13 protein-coding genes are annotated in these 17,168 nt (G+C 53.1%); 6 read left to right on the top strand and 7 right to left on the bottom strand.

The window, feature by feature from the left end; genetic code table 11:
• Positions 1-44: 44 nt before the first annotated feature.
• Complete coding sequence (locus CKW25_RS17495) at positions 45-1,886, top strand: TniQ family protein (protein ID WP_095081041.1); 1,842 nt, start codon at positions 45-47, stop codon at positions 1,884-1,886.
• Between the two features lie 321 nt (positions 1,887-2,207).
• Here the strand turns inward: CKW25_RS17495 and CKW25_RS17490 are convergent, their stop codons facing one another.
• Positions 2,208-2,990, bottom strand: coding sequence for an NAD-dependent deacylase (locus CKW25_RS17490; protein WP_095081040.1), 783 nt, complete (start codon positions 2,988-2,990; stop codon positions 2,208-2,210).
• 217 nt (positions 2,991-3,207) lie between these two features.
• Between CKW25_RS17490 and CKW25_RS17485 the strand changes: the two genes are divergently transcribed.
• On the top strand, positions 3,208-3,720 hold the full coding sequence (locus CKW25_RS17485) for an HAD domain-containing protein (RefSeq protein ID WP_095081039.1): 513 nt from the start codon (positions 3,208-3,210) through the stop codon (positions 3,718-3,720).
• 286 nt (positions 3,721-4,006) lie between these two features.
• On the opposite strand, the gene CKW25_RS17480 is transcribed toward CKW25_RS17485, so the two are convergent.
• Both CKW25_RS17480 and CKW25_RS17475 read right to left on the bottom strand, forming a co-directional pair.
• Positions 4,007-4,159 (bottom strand): M48 family metallopeptidase, encoded by a 153-nt coding sequence (locus tag CKW25_RS17480; RefSeq protein ID WP_256577990.1) that lies wholly within the window; start codon positions 4,157-4,159, stop codon positions 4,007-4,009.
• On the bottom strand, positions 4,137-4,997 hold the full coding sequence (locus CKW25_RS17475) for a hypothetical protein (protein ID WP_256577989.1): 861 nt from the start codon (positions 4,995-4,997) through the stop codon (positions 4,137-4,139). The genes CKW25_RS17480 and CKW25_RS17475 overlap by 23 nt, the downstream gene beginning before the upstream one ends.
• A 409-nt stretch (positions 4,998-5,406) precedes the next feature.
• On the opposite strand from CKW25_RS17475, the gene CKW25_RS17470 reads away from it, so the two are divergent.
• The 4 genes from CKW25_RS17470 to CKW25_RS17455 all read left to right on the top strand — a co-directional run bounded on the left by CKW25_RS17470 (position 5,407) and on the right by CKW25_RS17455 (position 11,088).
• On the top strand, positions 5,407-6,528 hold the full coding sequence (locus CKW25_RS17470) for an XRE family transcriptional regulator (protein WP_095081036.1): 1,122 nt from the start codon (positions 5,407-5,409) through the stop codon (positions 6,526-6,528).
• Complete coding sequence (locus CKW25_RS17465) at positions 6,525-7,124, top strand: hypothetical protein (RefSeq protein WP_095081030.1); 600 nt, start codon at positions 6,525-6,527, stop codon at positions 7,122-7,124. Before CKW25_RS17470 ends, CKW25_RS17465 begins: the two co-directional genes overlap by 4 nt.
• Before the next feature lie 228 nt (positions 7,125-7,352).
• Complete coding sequence (locus tag CKW25_RS17460; RefSeq protein ID WP_173919075.1) at positions 7,353-8,507, top strand: hypothetical protein; 1,155 nt, start codon at positions 7,353-7,355, stop codon at positions 8,505-8,507.
• A 211-nt stretch (positions 8,508-8,718) separates the two neighbouring features.
• Positions 8,719-11,088 carry a DEAD/DEAH box helicase family protein gene (locus CKW25_RS17455; RefSeq protein ID WP_095081026.1) on the top strand — a complete coding sequence of 790 codons (2,370 nt, stop codon included), beginning with the start codon at positions 8,719-8,721 and terminating at the stop codon, positions 11,086-11,088.
• A gap of 107 nt (positions 11,089-11,195) precedes the next feature.
• Here CKW25_RS17455 and CKW25_RS17450 read toward each other — a convergent pair whose 3' ends face one another.
• The 4 genes from CKW25_RS17450 to CKW25_RS17430 form a co-directional block, all read right to left on the bottom strand.
• Positions 11,196-12,197 (bottom strand): plasmid partitioning protein RepB C-terminal domain-containing protein, encoded by a 1,002-nt coding sequence (locus tag CKW25_RS17450; protein ID WP_095081020.1) that lies wholly within the window; start codon positions 12,195-12,197, stop codon positions 11,196-11,198.
• Between the two features lie 2 nt (positions 12,198-12,199).
• Positions 12,200-13,102 (bottom strand): plasmid partitioning protein RepB C-terminal domain-containing protein, encoded by a 903-nt coding sequence (locus tag CKW25_RS17445; RefSeq protein WP_095081015.1) that lies wholly within the window; start codon positions 13,100-13,102, stop codon positions 12,200-12,202.
• Positions 13,099-14,706 (bottom strand): recombinase family protein, encoded by a 1,608-nt coding sequence (locus tag CKW25_RS17440; RefSeq protein WP_095081010.1) that lies wholly within the window; start codon positions 14,704-14,706, stop codon positions 13,099-13,101. The genes CKW25_RS17445 and CKW25_RS17440 overlap by 4 nt, the downstream gene beginning before the upstream one ends.
• A gap of 862 nt (positions 14,707-15,568) precedes the next feature.
• Positions 15,569-16,288 carry a response regulator transcription factor gene (locus CKW25_RS17430; protein WP_095081007.1) on the bottom strand — a complete coding sequence of 240 codons (720 nt, stop codon included), beginning with the start codon at positions 16,286-16,288 and terminating at the stop codon, positions 15,569-15,571.
• Between the last annotated feature and the right edge of the window lie 880 nt (positions 16,289-17,168).

Below are 17,168 nucleotides of genomic sequence, written 5' to 3'. Positions count from 1 at the left end.
TTGAATACCTTTAGTTGCAATACGTTCTAAAAGGAATCAGTTTGATGTTTGGTCTATTGATAAATCCTACACCAGAGCGCGATGAGAGTTTGTTAGGTTACCTGTATCGCTTAGGGAATTGTAACGGTCTTTGGAATGGTGAGCTTGTCAAATTATTCAAAGAGCTTACAGATGAACAAGTGCACGAATGGCTGAATGAGGATGTTAGGCCCGTAAGCTGGCATGATGTGGTCACAGAAATCAGAACACCTAAATTCAATAATCAGAAGGTCTGGTCGTTAGCTAATGTAAAGTATTGTCAAGTTTGTTTGGCTGCTGGTTTTTATTGGCGTGAATTATGGGACCTTACCCTGTATACGACTTGTACAGTCCATAAGGTAGAGCTTCTATATGAATGCCCCGGGTGCCAAGCGAAATCTACTCAAAAAATACTGGTCACGAAGAGCTGTGATAACTGTGGATATCCATCTCTTAAAGCATATACACCAGCCACGGCAGTCGATAAGTCGAAATTCTGGATTTCGGTCGAACTTGAAAAACGCCTAAGGCTAGGGATTACTAGTAATTCAGCTGGTCTCGATTCACTAACATACGAGCAGTTTCACTTTTTAGCCGTTCGCTTCGGTGTGAGAGCGTTAAGTTGTAAATATTTTATGAATATGACGGTCGCATCAATGGCGTCTAGAAACGTAGTTCCTGACCTAGCCATAGCAGCTGGTCAGGTTCTATTGGGCTGGCCCCAAACCTTTCATGGCTTGCTCACCGATCTGATGGAGCTTAGGGCGTCCAATCTTTCCTGGAGGTTAGGTTCTGCATTTGGGCGAATCTATAACGATGTTTATTTATCGTTGACCGACCGATGCTACGATTTTATTCGTAGTGAGTTCGAAAGGTACGTTATTCAAAATTGGGAAGGTCCGTTGGCTATGAGGAACCGAAGGTTAAGCGAGTGTACATTACTTGAGCATCGCTGGCTTCCATACAACAAGGCAGCGCAAATAACCGGTCTTCCCGAAAACTTTCTCCGAAGGATGCATTTGTCCGGTGAACTCGATGCTCGAGAGTTTAGTTACTCCTGTGGTAAAACTGTCGCAGTGGTTGATATTGAAGAGGCCCGTAGGCTCTGTTCAGTAGCACATGAGCCTCTCAACTTGCGGGAAACGTCTCGTTTGCTTTACCTCAGTAGAAAGCGTATTGAGCAGTTAATAAAAGCCGGGATACTAAAAATCGTTGGTGGCTCTCCGCATGCTGGTGAAAAATGGTTGGTCGACTATGCCTCGATAGTTTCTCTTGCACCTGTACAATTTTTGTCCACTCCTAGCGATGACTTCATAACGATATCGCAGGTCGCGAAGCACTATCTGCCTACATCTGGCGGTCTAACAGAGTTAGTAATGGCGATTCAGTCTGGGGAGATGCCTGTGTTTTGTAGAGCAGAGTCAGAGGCTTTAAATGTTGGTAAGTGGCTAGTTAGCCCGAACGAACTTCAGCGTAAACAAATCACACGTTCTACCTCATCGCAGGCAAAGGGGATGTCTGTTACTGAAGCAGCGAAGATGCTGGGTGTGAAGGAAGAAGTGTCTTACACCCTTGTGCGTCTTGGTCGACTTCGTAGCGAAATGGTTCAATGCTTTAGGCGGCCAGCACATGTTGTATCCCTCGGAGCAATACAACACTTTAAACGAAACTATATTCTGGCCCCGGAAGTCGCGCAGATACTGGGGATTTCTGTAATAAACGCTCTATTTCAATTGCGGAAAGTGGGATTTCTTCCTGTCGTTGGTCCTTCTCTCTTAGATGCATATTGCCGGCAGTATGTATGGCGGCGGAGCAAGAAACTGGCAGCTTATCTTACCTCGACAGCTAAGGTTTGCGACTTACTGTAGTAAGCGTGTTGTCGCCGACATAGGCCTGCCCTTCGCGCTGGTATGTCGGTGACCCAGACTGATTCCTCATGACTCTCGTACGGTCCCCTTAAGGCGAAGCCGGGGCGGGACTGATTTCACGAAGGGGCAGATTAGGTGCTATGGGTAAGCCTAGGGCGCCAGCGCCAGAGTCGCTCTATAATCGCTCTATAATTCCCTATAAATTCGAACGTCCGCCAAAACACCTTGCGTGGTTAAACGGTAAGCGTCCGGCAAACACGCCTTTCTGACGCCTGTAGTGGTCCAATGGGCAGATCAGAAAGGCGTGCTCGAAACGCAGTTTCAACGCTCAAGTCCCCTGGGCTTACCCGTCTCTATCCTTTCGAGCAGCATCGGCAGTACTTCGGCGGCAGCCCCCATCAGCATGAATTCCTTCTGTTCACCCATTGCGACGTCAGCCTTATTCACATGAATGACTGAAGCTCCAGATGCCAACGCGAGGTCCGGAAGGCCTGCGGCAGGCATGACGATCCCAGAGGTGCCGACTGAGATTAGAAGATCGCAATCCTTCACCAGGAGCACTGCGGCCTTCCAAGCCCGGGGTGGCAAATCCTCTCCGTACCAGACAACAGCAGGACGCATTTTGCCATTACAACGCTGGCACCTAGGAGGTTCGATCAGAGCGCCTTCATCCGGCATTGGGGATTGATTAGGTGAGACAACCGCAGACCGATGGCAGGCGAAGCATTTGGGCATTGCCAAACTGCCATGCAAATGAACCACATTTAACGAGCCTGCTCGCTCATGGAGGTCGTCAATATTCTGGGTGATAACAGAAACTTTGCGCAGTGAGTTAGCCAAGCGAGGTATCACGAGATGTGCGGCATTTGGCTCTGCTTGAGTGACTCGGAGCCGCCGCCACAGATACCATCCCCATACCAATGCAGGGTTTTCCCGAAAGGCCTTGGCTGTCTCTAAATCCCTCGGATCGTAACCTGCCCAGATTCCAGAAAGTTTTTCGCGGTACGTGGGGATACCGCTATCGGCGGAGATACCGGCGCCAGTGAAAAAGACCACCTTCTTGGCCTTCTGTAGTACGTCTACAGCTTGCTCTATGACAGTCATGGTACCAATCGTCTTTTGCCTTTCAGGGAGCCTTCGTTGAGTATTATTGAGCTTATGGCGCGGCTCCTAAGCTTTTCGTTAATACCCTATCTCATATGCTTTGGGCAATAACTCCCCTCCCACAGAAACGACTGGAGAAGGCAAAGTGAGTGGAGAACACGCCATGACCCATCGGGCTCAAGCCATTTGGTGAGGGCCATTTACGGGAGAAACCTCGGTGCAGAGAAATACGCACATCCTTTTCCTTGATTTTGATGGCGTCTTACACCCCGACGCCGTCTACTTGTCACGCCAAGGGCCGACACTGAAAGCCGAAAGTACGCTTTTTATGTGGGCGCCGATTCTTGCCAACCTACTCGACGATTTTCCAATGATCTCGTTGGTATTGAGCACTAGTTGGGTCCGACATCTTGGCTATAAGCGAGCAATTGGCTTTCTACCTCTCGAGCTGCGAGAGCGAGTTATCGGTGCCACGTGGCATAGCTCGATGGCCAAAGGCTGGGTGGATGAAGACCAATGGGACGGGAGGACAAGATACGACCAGATCTGCCGCTACGCTGCCCGCTCACAGCTTCGGCACTGGGTCGCCCTAGATGACGATGTAAAAGGATGGGCAGAGGGGTCAGCGCAACATCTCATTGCCTGCGTACCCGACCTTGGGCTCAGCTCCGCCCAGACCCAAACAGAGTTTCAAAGACGTCTGGGGGAAATGTGTTCATTCCAAGGGTAGCCAAGCAACAACGCATGTCCGGCTCGGGGTCCGTCTCCAATGATTTGATGGGCGACCTAATGGGACACGCTTGCGGTTTCATCGAAACAAATCGCATCCTTGCTTGGCTGCTTGGCTGCTTGGCTGCTTGGCTGCTTGGCTGCTTGGCTGCTTGGCTGCTGTAGGCGGGCAAAGTTATTTGCCCTTTCGGTCAAAGAAAAGCGTTTCGGCCAAAGTTACTCTCCCGAGTTGAAGATAGAAAAAGCCCCCGGAGATGCGATCTACCGGGGGCTTTTTCATTTCACATTTACTGCCATCGTTCATCAGCTAGCTGAGAGCTATTGAGTTGATCTCTTAGCAACCGCCATTGCGACAGGTGCTGATCCAGCAGAGCAGTGAAACGGTCGTTGTGGTGGCGTTCATGTAAGTGAGCTAGCTCATGCACCAGGATGTACTCCATCCTCAGCCGCGTGCTCTTCGGTGGAGTCGTCTGTAGCTGCTGAAGCCATATCAGATGCATCACCGGCTTCAGGTTTACTGAGGCACATTGGAGCTTCAGAAGGCGTTGATTCTGATTGGCCTTCCCACCAGCCGTCAGTTTTCAACGAGGGGTATTGAGATGCCGTGTGCTGAATGAAGTTGAGCGAATCATCGGCTGTTTCGGTCAACGCCTTGTTGATCGGGGGTGTTGGGCTTTCTAAGGTCGTTAGGCGTTCAGCTGAGTCGTTGAGGAAAGCCAGGTCACTGGCTGTTGGAAGGTCATCCGTCGACTCTTCAGGTGCTATTTCGACAAAGGCCTGCTGTTGGCGTCTCAGCACTAGAGCGCGCTGCATGGCTTTGGCCCCATCTATGGGGCGGCGTTGTAGCATGTAAACGCGACTTAGCAGGTTTAGATAGTCAGGCTCTTCAAACGTATCAATTGCATCCAGGAGGAGCGACTCGGCAGCTTGTAACTTGCCAGACGCGACCAGGCCGTTGACGTCTTTGAGGAGCAGCTCTTTGCTGCGTTGCTTGCTCTTGATCGAGAGGGTCTGCTGTGCGCGATGTTTTTTGAAACGAAGGATTAGTTCAAGCCTGCGCTGGATATCTTCTGCAGCCTGATGGTTTTTTAGGAACTCGCTGAGGAGTGTTCTGGCTGTGGCGTGTTGCCCCTGAGTAATCAGAAGCGAAATAGCTTGGAGCAGGCCTTCTGAGGAATGGCCTTTCAGGCTCGAACGGATCTTCGTCTCCAGCTCCATAGGATCCGATGCCGCATAACTCCACAGTTCGTCTAACAGCGATTCCCAATCCATTTCCATACCGACTCCGTGACGACACTGCCCTGGCCGTGCGCAAGATCGTGGCGCGGTAGGAGAGAGCACAGCCCTATAGGTGTTTAGCCTGTGTCGCCTATCACATTATCCAGACCGACCTTGTGGGTAAAGGCAAACAGCCATTAGGACGTTAAATTCTTGTGCGCCGAGCCAGCGGTTGCTAGTTATCGGATTGGCATTTCTCTATGTGTCGTCCGGCTCATAGCCAGACTAGGAGTCTGACCATAACGTCCATTACCTGCACCAGGTGCCGCAGGTTTCGCCTCCCTGTGGCCGGGCGCAGGACGGTGAGCGACGCGGCGGCGCCTCAAGCACATGATGGTTTCGACAATGCTGCGCAAGTAAAACTTGATCAAACTTGATTTTGACCAGCCGAGGCACTACATTGGCTATTATGCAAAATACCCTACACATCGAGTCGCTTCGTGCGGCCCTCGTTCAGCGTGGCTGGACACAAAAAGACCTGGCCGATCAGTTGGGGGTCTCGGCGCAGTCCGTTACCAACTGGCTCAAAGGCAAGGATTTTCCTCGTCCAGACAAACTGCTGAAGTTGGCCACAACACTGCAGCTTTCATTTTCACAGTTGGTCGCGCCCCCTCCGGATCAGCCCGTGGTGGCGTTCCGCAAGAAGGCGGGCACCAAAACCACCGATGAACACATTCTCAAAGCGATGGGCATCGGCGGTTTGCTCAAGCCCCTCGTCGACTTTTTGCCGGAGCTGCCAACCTTACGTACCCAGATTTCGTCGCCCTCCACCAGCTATGCACGCTTGCAGAGCGATGCGTTCCAGGTACGCAATAAATTGGGTTTGGGTGAGCGCAGTGTGCTGGGGTATGAGGCGCTGATCGCCGAATTCAAGGCGTGTGGAGCGGTGCTCGTGCCTGTCCTCTGGGGGCAAAAGCAGCAACACAAGAATGCGTTGCACATTCTATTGCCGGCGTCAGATGTCACCTTTGTCTTCGTCAACCTGGATACCAAGCTGGAAGACTTCAAGTTTTGGATGGCCCACGAGTTAGCGCATGTCTACACCCCTGAGCTTGCGGGTAGTGACGAGGGGGAGGATTTTGCGGATGCCTTTGCCGGTGCCCTGCTGTTTCCTGAGGCTTGTGTGCAGCTAGCGTATGCCGAGGCGGCGCAAGCGCCTAGCGCAGCTGGGGAGGTGAGTGTCCTTCAGCAGCATGCCAGGCATCACCAGATTTCACTGAACACAGTGTTCCAGCAGGCACAGGGATATGCAGCGGAAAACAATCTGCCATCCTTGCGGGTACCGGAAAGGACAATTCACGCGGTGCGCAACAGCTCCACGCCGCAGTTGGTCAGTACGATCCTGTTTGATCCGACTCCACCCAAACCGGCGCAATACATTGCCGCAGCGTCGAATGTGTTTCAGTCGGAGTTCTTCATGGCGCTGAAACGCATGATTCGCGAGCACGGGACGGGCCCGTCGTATGTTCAGCAAATCATGGATGTATCACTCAGTGATGCTTCCGCGCTATACGGCGAGCTCGCGCGTTGAGCGCGGCGTCCACGCTCGTATTGCTGGATACCAACGCGTATCTGCGGCTTGCGAAGCGTGTACGCCCAATGCTGGGGGTTGGGTTTGGGCAGAAAAACTATGTCCTGACCATTCTGAAAGATGTAGAGGAGGAAGTGCATCGCAGTGGTGCACTGAAATTCAAGTTTCCTTGGTTCGACGGTGAGGATCTTGCCGCTGAGCGGGTTGCGAAGCAGATTCGCCTGAGCGCTGACGAGAAAGGCCAGTTAGAAGCTGCTCAAAGCGTGCTGCGTGGTTGGGTATTAATGAATCCGACAGCCTACACCACGGCTGGCCGCTCTCCTCCTTCCTCGACAGACTGCAGAGTCCTTGCGTTTGGCCAAATCCGAAACGCCATTGTGGTCACGGATGACCTGGGCATGCACAAGCTCGCTCAAGACTTCGACATTGCTGTCTGGCATGGCCACGAGCTGCTCAAGAAAATGCTCACGGCAAAGTTAATCACCAATGAGCAGGTCAAAAGCATCTTCGAAGCGCTGGAGCTCAACGGCGACGTGACGGAGACGTGGCGCCAGGCGAAACACACCACCTTTCTCAAGCTATTCGGTAAGGGCTAACCGGCAAAAGGTTAAACCCGATGGGTGGGGCCCCATGGCGGGCATCCACTGGCGCCGATTGCAAAATTTTGGAAGACCTTACTGGTCGGCCCGGGCGATGTAACTCAGGTGCGCCCTTCTATGGCTCGCGGGTTTCCGTTGAAGGGTGAACCGGTGGTATTGGCACGACGGTAAAACTGTGGAAATCAACGTGTTCTTTGCTAGCTGCTGAGCATTGAGGAGCCGATCATGGAGCAATATGATCGTGGTGTGCTTCTGGAGCAGGTCTGGACTGACCCAGTGTCAGTGGTCGCGCCCAAGTATGGGCTGTCTGACGTCGGACTCAAAAAGTTGTGCGCAAGACTGCAGATACCGACGCCCATGCGAGGGTATTGGGCCAAACGTAAAGCCGGTAAGCGCGTGCCGCCTCAACCCCAACTCCGGGATTACACCGGGCCTCCGCGCTACCTATGGCATCACGCGCCGGTGCCGGTGCCACACTCCAAAGTGCCCGTCATCGAGTCGGTTGATCCCCGGCTGCAAGCGGTCATCGAATATGAGCAACAGCCGAGCCACCGGATTCGCGTGGCAGAGCGGCTCACAAATCCCCATGCCCACGTCGTGCAGACGCGTGAGGCGTTGCTTCATCCCGTCTTGGATCAGCGTGGCATGCCCTTCCCCGGTCGTCAGCGGGCACTTGATATGAAGGTTTCGGCGGCCATGCAGCCTCGGGTGCTTCGTATTGCTGACGCCTTAATCAAAGCTTTCGAGACCCGGGGGTATACAGTGCTCATTGGTGATCGATGCAACGTCGAAATATTCGGGATACAGATTGGTCTGCGCTTTTTCGAGCCGACAAAGCGCTCTGAGAGCAGTCCACCTCCGCGTACCTTGGCGCGAAATGAACGCATCAATTGGAGTTCGATATCGTCGTCGCAGTACGTTCCCACAGGCCAGCTTCATGTTCTGGGAGATGAAGGGTATGGCGGGAAAATTATGGACTCCACCCATACGCCTGTTGAGCAGCAGCTCAACAAGCTGATCATCATGATGGTTCGGCGCGCCGTCGAGCTTTTGATCGGGCGGGAAGAGCGGGCCATTGCTGAAGTGGGGCGTCGGCAACAACGTGATGAAGCCTTAGCCAAAAAGGCGGAGCAGGATGCCGAGCGAGAAAAACTACAGCGGCTTGAGGATGACGCCCACAATTGGCGACGGGCCAATGCGCTTCGGGAGTATCTTGTCGAGTTAGAAACAGTAACCTACGGTGCCGGAGCCCCAACGCAAGTGCAGCTCGCCTATTTAGAGTGGGCTAAGGCCAAAGCGGATTGGCTTGATCCCCTTATCCATAAGTCGGACGGGCTGCTGGATCTGGATATTAAAATACCCAACCAATATGGCTGGTAGAGGTCGTTCTCCGTCGGGTGCCCTCGCATTTCACTCAGCACCGTCAGCCATTGTTTACGAGCGCCGCCACGTTTGGCTTAAAGGCCCATCACTCATATCGTTGCTAGTCATGAACATCACCGTTGGCCGCTGTAGACCATGGCGCAATTGGCTTCTCAGACCAACGTAGAACATCGTGGAAGGACGAGACACGGGATTGAATAGAGACCCTATGACTGAATCTGATGCACTGGCACAGTTACAGGCAGAAAATGCCCGATTGATTGCTTTGCTGGAAGCCAATGCTATCGAATGGCGTCTGCCAGTCGCTGTGTCCGTCGTGCCCATTTCAGTAATCGAGTTGCCCGCTCAGCATCTGGGAACCGAGGCCAAGCTCAAGCTGTTTCAGCGCTTGTTTCGAGGACGAACTGATGTGTACCCACAACGCTGGGAGAGCAAAGCCGGCAAGGCAGGATACTCACCGGCCTGTGCCAATGAATGGCGCCCAGGTGTTTGTCAGAAGCCGAAAATAAAGTGTGGTGACTGCAGCTTCCGCCAATTGGTACCTCTTGATGACCAGGTGCTTTATCGGCATTTGGCGGGTGAAATAGTCGCAGGCGTTTACCCTCTGCTAACCGATGACACCTGTCATTTCCTTGCCGTGGATTTTGACGAGGCCGACTGGCGTGAAGACTTGCTGGGCTTCGCCCAATCCTGTCACGAGCTGGATGTGCCCGTGGCTTTGGAAATCTCTCGCTCGGGCAATGGTGCTTATGCATGGATTTTCTTCGCAAAAGCTGTCACTGCCCAAGACGCTAGGCGGCTGGGCACGGCGATTATTAGCCATACCTGCGCTCGGACTCGACAACTAAAGCTGAGTTCGTATGACCGACTTTTCCCGAACCAGGACAGGATGCCTAAAGGTGGTTTTGGCAACCTGATTGCACTGCCTCTGCAGAAAAAAGCACGCGAGCATGGGTGCAGTGTCTTTGTGGACGGCGAACTAAAACCGTATGCCGATCAATGGGCATTCCTGGCCAGTATCAAGCCTATGCCTGTGGAGGATATCGATCCGGCCATCGTGTGTGCGACCGGTCATGCCCACCCTCTGGACGTAACATTTGTCGCGGAGGAAGACCAGCAGGAGCCGTGGAAGACCCCCCGCGAACAAAAGCTATCCTGCCCAATGCCGGCAACTTTGAACGTTACGTTGGCAAACCTGATTTACTTCGAAAAGTCCGAGCTACCCCAGGCACTGGCTAATCGGTTGATCAGGCTGGCTGCGTTTCAGAATCCAGAATTTTATAAAGCGCAGGCGATGCGTCTGTCGGTCTGGAACAAGCCCCGTATCATCGGCTGTGCAGAGAATTTTCCCAAGCACATCGCACTGCCTCGCGGTTGCCTGGATGCCGCGTTAGAGCTTCTGAACGATAACGGTATTGCCCCGATTGTTCAGGATGAGCGTTTTGGCGGAGAGCCGATCAACCTTAACTTCGCCGGTTCATTGCGGGAGGATCAGGAGGCTGCTATAGCGGCGATACTGCAACATGATGCAGGCATCCTGTGCGCCCCAACCGCTTTTGGCAAAACCGTGGCTGCTGCCGCGCTAATTGCACGCCGGGGCGTTAACACGCTGGTGCTCGTACATCGAACTGACCTGCTTCGACAGTGGCAGGAGCGTTTGCAGATGTTTCTTGGCCTCGGCAAAGGTCTCGTCGGCACTATCGGCGGTGGTAAGGCCAAGCCGACTGGGGTCATCGATATAGCAGTGATGCAGTCGTTGTCACGGCAAGGAGAGGTTAGCGATCAGGTGAAAAATTATGGGCAGGTCATTGTTGATGAATGCCATCACCTGTCGGCATTTTCGTTTGAAGCGATCCTTAAAAGTGTTCGGGCAAAATACGTGCTTGGCCTGACAGCTACACCGGTACGCCGTGATGGACAGCACCCCATCATATTTATGCAGTGTGGGCCGATTCGACATACGGCAAGCAGGCCAACAAGTGCCCCGAGTGATTTGATGGTGGAAACTCGACTGTTGCCGGGCCAGATCAATGTGCCCGAGGGCGCGGGTATTCAGGAGGTATTCCGACATCTTGCTGACAATATTGATCGCACCAAACGCGTCACGTCCGAAGTGGAGGGAGCTTTTAACCAAGGACGTAAGGTTCTAGTGCTGACGGAGCGAACCGATCATTTGAGTGCCATTGAGGCCGCACTGACGGGGCGTGTCCACAACCTGTTTACCTTGCATGGACGGATGTCGAAAAAGCAGCGCTTGGCTATGATGGAGGAGTTGGCAGCCCTACCCCCGGATGTCCCTCGGGTGCTTTTGGCCACAGGCAAGCTGGTGGGAGAAGGCTTTGACCATCCGCCATTGGATACCTTGGTGCTGGCAATGCCTATTTCTTGGAGGGGAACACTTCAGCAGTATGCCGGGCGTTTGCATCGGGAGCATGCAAGTAAAGCCGATGTGCGCATAATCGATTTCATCGATGGCGGACATCCTGCACTGTTGAGGATGTGGGACAAGCGCCAGAGTGGATACCGAGCCATGGGCTATCGATTGGCTGACACTTTGAACTCGATGGAGCTGTTCTGAGCGGAGTGGTGAATGGCAGCCGGTTTCAATGCGTTGGGAGCTATGAAGCTTTCTGGGTGAGGTGGAGGTTTATTGATGGATGCCCCCTTCAAGCTTCCTACTCCTCATCAGGTGCTTAGTGTCCGGTGCGTGTCATCCATTGTAGGCTCGGTGGCAGGCTCAAGGGGAACAGCTTCCGATCTGTCGGTTCCCCAAGGCAGTTCAGTCAGCTCCGCGATGGATTGGAACTCTTTAAGGTATTCCGGTTGGTGTCTGGCCAACCATCGAACAATGGCAGCATTGGCAAGAAGCTTGGTTAGATAACCTTTGATGACAGTGAGATGCAGTACATCAGGCCCATAATCGTCCTCCACTGTTTTGATCTGCATCTGCAAGGCGGCAAGTTCACGCTCCAAGCGCGCGATTGATTCTGCGGAGACTTGTTGCTCTGGCTGTATTTTTCTTTGAATTGCCAGTTGGTCAGGCGGTGTGGCAGCCAAAAGTGCTTTGGCGAACATTACCGATAGATTTTTGTTTCCAACCATTAATTCAGCAGCTTCGATTTGCCTCAGTGGTTTCATCTGCCGTAGAAGGTTGAACACATTAGATGGACAATTTGTATCGCTCAGAAGTGCGATGGCCTCCTCACAGATACCATTAAGCAGACGAAATTTTTGCTTGATCGTCAGTGGCGATAATCCAAGAGCTTTGCCAAGACGCTCTGCCGAAACACCCCGCTCCATAGCGCGAACAATCATTTTGTTACTCTGAACGGCAGAGAGTCTATTGGTACGCTTGTTGTACGAGTATGTGTCGTCGTCAGGTGCCACCAGGCAATCGACTTCCAGCTCCGCCAAATCTTTTAGCGCTTCAATGCGCAGATGTCCATCCAGCAAAAAATAATGACCATTACCGCCCGGCGCCGGCGTTACGACAGGGGGCTCTACCAACCCGACATCCTGGATCGAAGCGAGAATTTGTTGATATTTATGGCTTTCTTTTACAGCTGGCCTTGAGGTTTTAAGGGGGAAAATATTGACTACTTTCACTCTAACGCACTCATTCAAAAAAGCATTTTTCGGCACATGAGTTAGCTGATGGTTGGTCGGGTCGAATGCTTGGTCTGACATCATTACCCCCTTACTTGTCTTAGTCGGGCTTGTATGAGCTTTGGTAATGAGTCCAGTTGTTCGGCACAGAGCAGCTTTTCGAAATCACTGGCGGATAACAGTTCTTTGATGGCCTGAGTGGCGAATACAACTCGATCATGAGTAAAAGCTGCTTTCTTTACCATCAGACGTTGTCGCTCGGCCTCTCGTTCGAACAGACGCCTCAAGTCTGCAGGCGTCATTCGTTTCTTCTTGTTTTGGCCACCTCCTAACGGGTTTCCACGGACAAGCTTGTCCTTCTTGGCCCGCAACTCTAGAAGATGTCGCAGTTTGGTAATTTTCTTCCCTCTTATTCCCCGCTCGTAAGCGTCCGTGAGTACGTTTTGTATTTCACTCTCCGAACTGCGGGCGATATCCGTTGCCATGCTCAGAGGAATCAAGCCCGTTTCAACTGCAGATAGGAGCTTTTCTTCGCCACGCTCCAGCAGCCCCGTAATCATGTTCACCCATGACGACGTGGTGCCAATTATTTGTGCGATTTCCGCGTCTGTATTACCACGCTCCTTCAGGCGCCCAACCTCGTTCATCAGGTCTATAGGGCGGTGCTGTCTTCGAGCTACGTTCTCTACCAGGCTCATGACCAGACAATCTTCCTCCACCGCATCAATGACAAACGCCGGAATCTCTGTGGCTTCCAACGAGAGGAACGCTTCGAGACGACCTTGTCCGCAAACGAGGTCGTAACTGAACTGTCCTTGCGGCGCGGTTCTTCGACTTACGGTAATTGGACGTTTGAGGCCTACCGTCTTGATATTCTCGATAAGCTCACGGTGAATTTTCTTGTTTCTCGAGCGAGGGTTCAGGATGTGGATTTGCGCTATGGGAATGAGCGCGATGCGATCACGTGCTGCAGATGGTACGGTCATTGAAAAGCCTCCTTTAGGGAGCAACGCGCGGCCAGCCCATCAAGTACGTCCAGTGTTGCGAAACGGTAGCTGTCTATCAAGGAGCTGTTTTCTTCGGCCATTTTTTGTGGCCATGTCCCCATGTCTATGTTGGGAACGAGGTAATAGTCCCGCACTTGAAGATTCGCTTCCTCCATGCGCACAGCGATAGTGATGTCGGGCGTTAGGCTGTTGTCGAATCTAAGTTTCCAGCGAAGAGTTCCAGCGGGTGTAGCCTGGCAACGGGCTATGACCACGGATGCCGTCCATTCATCGTTAATGGTCAGTAGGTCATTTTGATTGTTGAGTTCGACTCCCGCTCCGACGCGCTCGAAGTGCTTCACGACGTCTTCAAGAACCTGGGGATGCAATTGTCTAAGTGACCGATTGATCTCAAGGTATCGATAGTCTCGGTCTGGCGTGTAACCGATGAGGGTATAGGCATGTAAAAGCCCGCCGAAGCGGCTTACATAGGTGGTGCTGGAGGGCATGTTGTCCTGCTCGTCGATGAGCATCCCAGACAGCGTGCCTGCGCGCTTTAATAGGGTGCGAAGCATCTCTAGTAGCTGTGCGTCGTCCAAGCGCTGCGAGCGCTGTAAGATGATTTCGCGTACATCAGCAAATACGCCCAGTGAGACAATGCCCTGAAACGCCCCATCACAGCGAATCCACTTGTCTGGTGCGTTACGAATGATGCGTTTTCGTAATTTCGAGGATGTCTTGTTATAGACGTTGTTACCGATGTATTTCTCGTTAGTCAGCACCTGATGCACGCTGCCTCGGCTCCAAGGGCGATCAAAATCGGTGACCACACCTTCAGCGTTCAGTGCATTGGCAATCTCACGTTCGCTCATCTGTTCATGGACGAATTGGTAGTAGATGCGTTGAATGACCTCAATCTCGGCTTTCGGGCCGGGAATCAAGATGACTCTGTCAGTCTGGATGCTCTTCTGTTGGCCCCGCGAGAGCTCTGCCTTGAACTCGCTTCTCTCGTCGATCAATGCACGACGCAGTCCATAGCCAGCTGGCCCTCCCTGGTGAAAACCCTTCTCGACGAGACGGCATTGGCCTGCGAAAACTTTTTGGGACAATTCACGGCTGTACTCGCCGGCCATGGATCGCTTGATGCCTTTATATATAGTTGCCAGTGGCGAACCGTCGTTTTCGAAGGGCTCCGCGCAATACACCACCCTGATGCCGGAGCTGGTGCAAAGGTATTCGTAGTGAGCACTCTCATCGGTGTTCTGAAAACGTCCCCAACGACTGACGTCATAGACCAGAATGGCTTGGAATTGAGTCTTCCCGGCCTGTACATCATCAAGCAGTGTGCGCAATGCATCGCGACCGCCGATATCCAGGCCGCTTTTCCCTTCATCACGATAGGTGGTAACGATTTCCATGCCATGGCTCATGGCGTATGCATGGATGGCCGCCGACTGGTTTTCGGTGGAGTAGCGTTGATGATCTGTGGACATACGAACGTATTCCGCAGCCGGCACAAGACCGTCGGAGGAGTTTTCTGAAGTTGTCCGCGCGTGTGGAGAGGGCAAACAGACCTCCTCTAGGCCAGGAAAATCCTGGCCCATGCGATTCAGCCTAGGGACGATTTATGACGTGATAGTGACGAGACACGACCATCGGTCAGCTGCTGAGGGGACTTGCGACAAGCCCTTTAATCTTGATGCCCCAGGCCTCAGCCGCCTTGATTTCGACAGATTGTCCGTGGCATACGGCTTGAGCTTTTTGGACGTTGGTAAGGTCGTGAAGGCCATGCCATACCCGCAGCCACGGTCTATTACTTCCGATACTTGGCGAGACAATTATATCGAAAAGTAACCTCGGCGTTTTAGACTGGCAGCGCTCACGAGAGCATGCCGATAAACCGACGTTCGAGTGAGTGATCGACTTTGCTGATGCGGGTAACCGCCATCAATAAGCACGGCTTTACCGTCCCTCAGCATTAGGAACGATTCGCCTTTAATCGGCAGAGCAATAAGCTTTTCCGCCTGACTTCCTTTTCAATTTTTTCAGTGTGAAGGTGTCAATATGCCATCACCATCAGTGTGGGAAAAGATGTACAGCAGAAGATTACTCGGATGAGCGCCAGGACGGGGCTATGGGTTCGGCATGGCCTGAGCCACTCAGCTCTTCCAGCGGGGAGGCGAGCGAAACGACATTTAATTGGTTCAAAAAATTGCAATGCGACACTCCGCCTGCGTGCCCATGTTCCACGTGGAACCAACTATTGTGTGAGGCGAGTAGGCTTTTCTCATTTATTTTGTGAATCCTAACCGGCTGACTCACAAAAAAGATGATTTTTCGGCAATGTTTGCTGGGGCGCAAAATCATTTATTCTGAGACCCTACATCCGGTTCGATCTGCAGTAACAAAAAAGGCCAACGCTCAGCGTTGGCCTTTTTTTTCGATCGTATCTAACCGTAAAACACGTTACTCGCTCACCGCCGTGACGCTTTCCAGGCGGTAGCCGTAGCCATAGATAGTCAGCAGCTGCCAGCCACGATCAGCGGTCAGGCCGAGCTTGTTGCGCAGGCGATAGATGTGGGTATCCAGGGGCCTGGAAGACACCATCTCTTCATGAGACCAGAAACGCTCATAGAGGTACTCCCGCGACAGCGGTCGGCCGAGGTTGGCAAACAGGCAGCGCGCCAGGCGGTACTCGCGTTCGGTGAAGCTGATGGGGTTGCCGGCACGGGTGACGGTCAGCTCTGCGTCATCGAACACCAGGTCATTGAAGCTCAATACTTCGCTGGCCGTGCCGCGCTGTAAACCATGGCGACGCAGCACGGCGTTAACGCGGGCTTTGAGTTCGTTGGGGCGAAATGGCTTGCTGACGTAATCGTCCGCTCCGGCGTTGAGCGCCTGAACGATGTCGCTTTCAGCGTCCCGGCTGGTGAGCATGATGGCGGCCGGAGGCACCTCCATGTGCTCACGGGTCCAGCGCAACAGCGCCAGCCCACTGATGTCGGGCAGTTGCCAGTCGAGTATCAGCAAGTCGAAGGTTTCACGGCGAAGCTGACGCAGCAGGTCCTCTCCTCGCTCGAAACTATGCAAGCCCCAGGCATCTTCCCCGGCTTCCGGCATCTGTCGCAGTGTCTGTTCCACCCGGCGTAGCTCGGCGGGTTCATCATCCAGTATTGCGACACGCATGCGGAGTGCTTCCTTCATCTCGTAGAGTGCTGTGGGTAAATAGTCCTACAGTTCCGAGTTTAGGCTGATTGTTCGAATCTGAACAATTATGGCGATTTTCTGCAGATGCTTCAGGGCTGGGTAGGCTGATATCAATTAGCCGGTAATCGGCAGGTATCCGCTCGAAAGTGTAAGGAACGAACGATGGGGAACAGGTTGAATCCTCGTGCTGTGATGGCGACGGTGAACCGAGGCATCGCGATGAAAGGTTGCATATCGTTGGTACTCGTTGCCTGCCTGGGAGCCGCTTCGCCCGCGGTGAACTCAAGTCATGCCGCATCGGATAAGCCCGTGTCGCCGCGTTACTACAGCCCCATTGTGGCGCATGCAGGCTTCAGCGATTCACGGGGATTCGCGCCGGTGAGTACGTCCGGGGATGAAGCCTATTCGGCACCTCTGCACACGCAGGAGGAGCAGTCGCGCTGGGTGTTCTGAAACGCTGGGCGGGCAATTCTGAAGAAATATTGAGAATTACCTCACCGCGTGTGGGTCTTGGTAACTTCTCAAGTGTTGAGAGGCACAGGGGCATTGGGATGTGCCCCGACACAGGGAGTGTCATCGCCAGCCTGGCGGGACCGCCGATCGCCGGTTCGCTTGCGGTCTGCAGTTCAGGGGAAAAAATGGAGTGCCTTCTCACATGTTAACCGGGTCGATTCGGATTCGATCCGACACAGGGACGTGTCGCTTTCCCCTTTCGAGGGGGGCGCGTTCAAGGAAAATCGCGACAGCTTTTTTATATCGATGATGGCGTTATGTATAGGCACGGGCTATCTGTTGCAGAGCCCTGTCAGGTATGGTGCGCAAGGCCGACGAATCAGTGGGTCCGCCAGGTCTTCAAAAA

Origin of the sequence: Pseudomonas sp. Irchel s3h17 (assembly GCF_900187505.1) — a bacterium.
In the GTDB taxonomy this organism is placed as follows: Bacteria; Pseudomonadota; Gammaproteobacteria; order Pseudomonadales; family Pseudomonadaceae; genus Aquipseudomonas.
The sequence above is the reverse complement of the archived record's forward strand: the minus strand, read 5'-3'. Positions and strand labels throughout refer to the sequence as shown.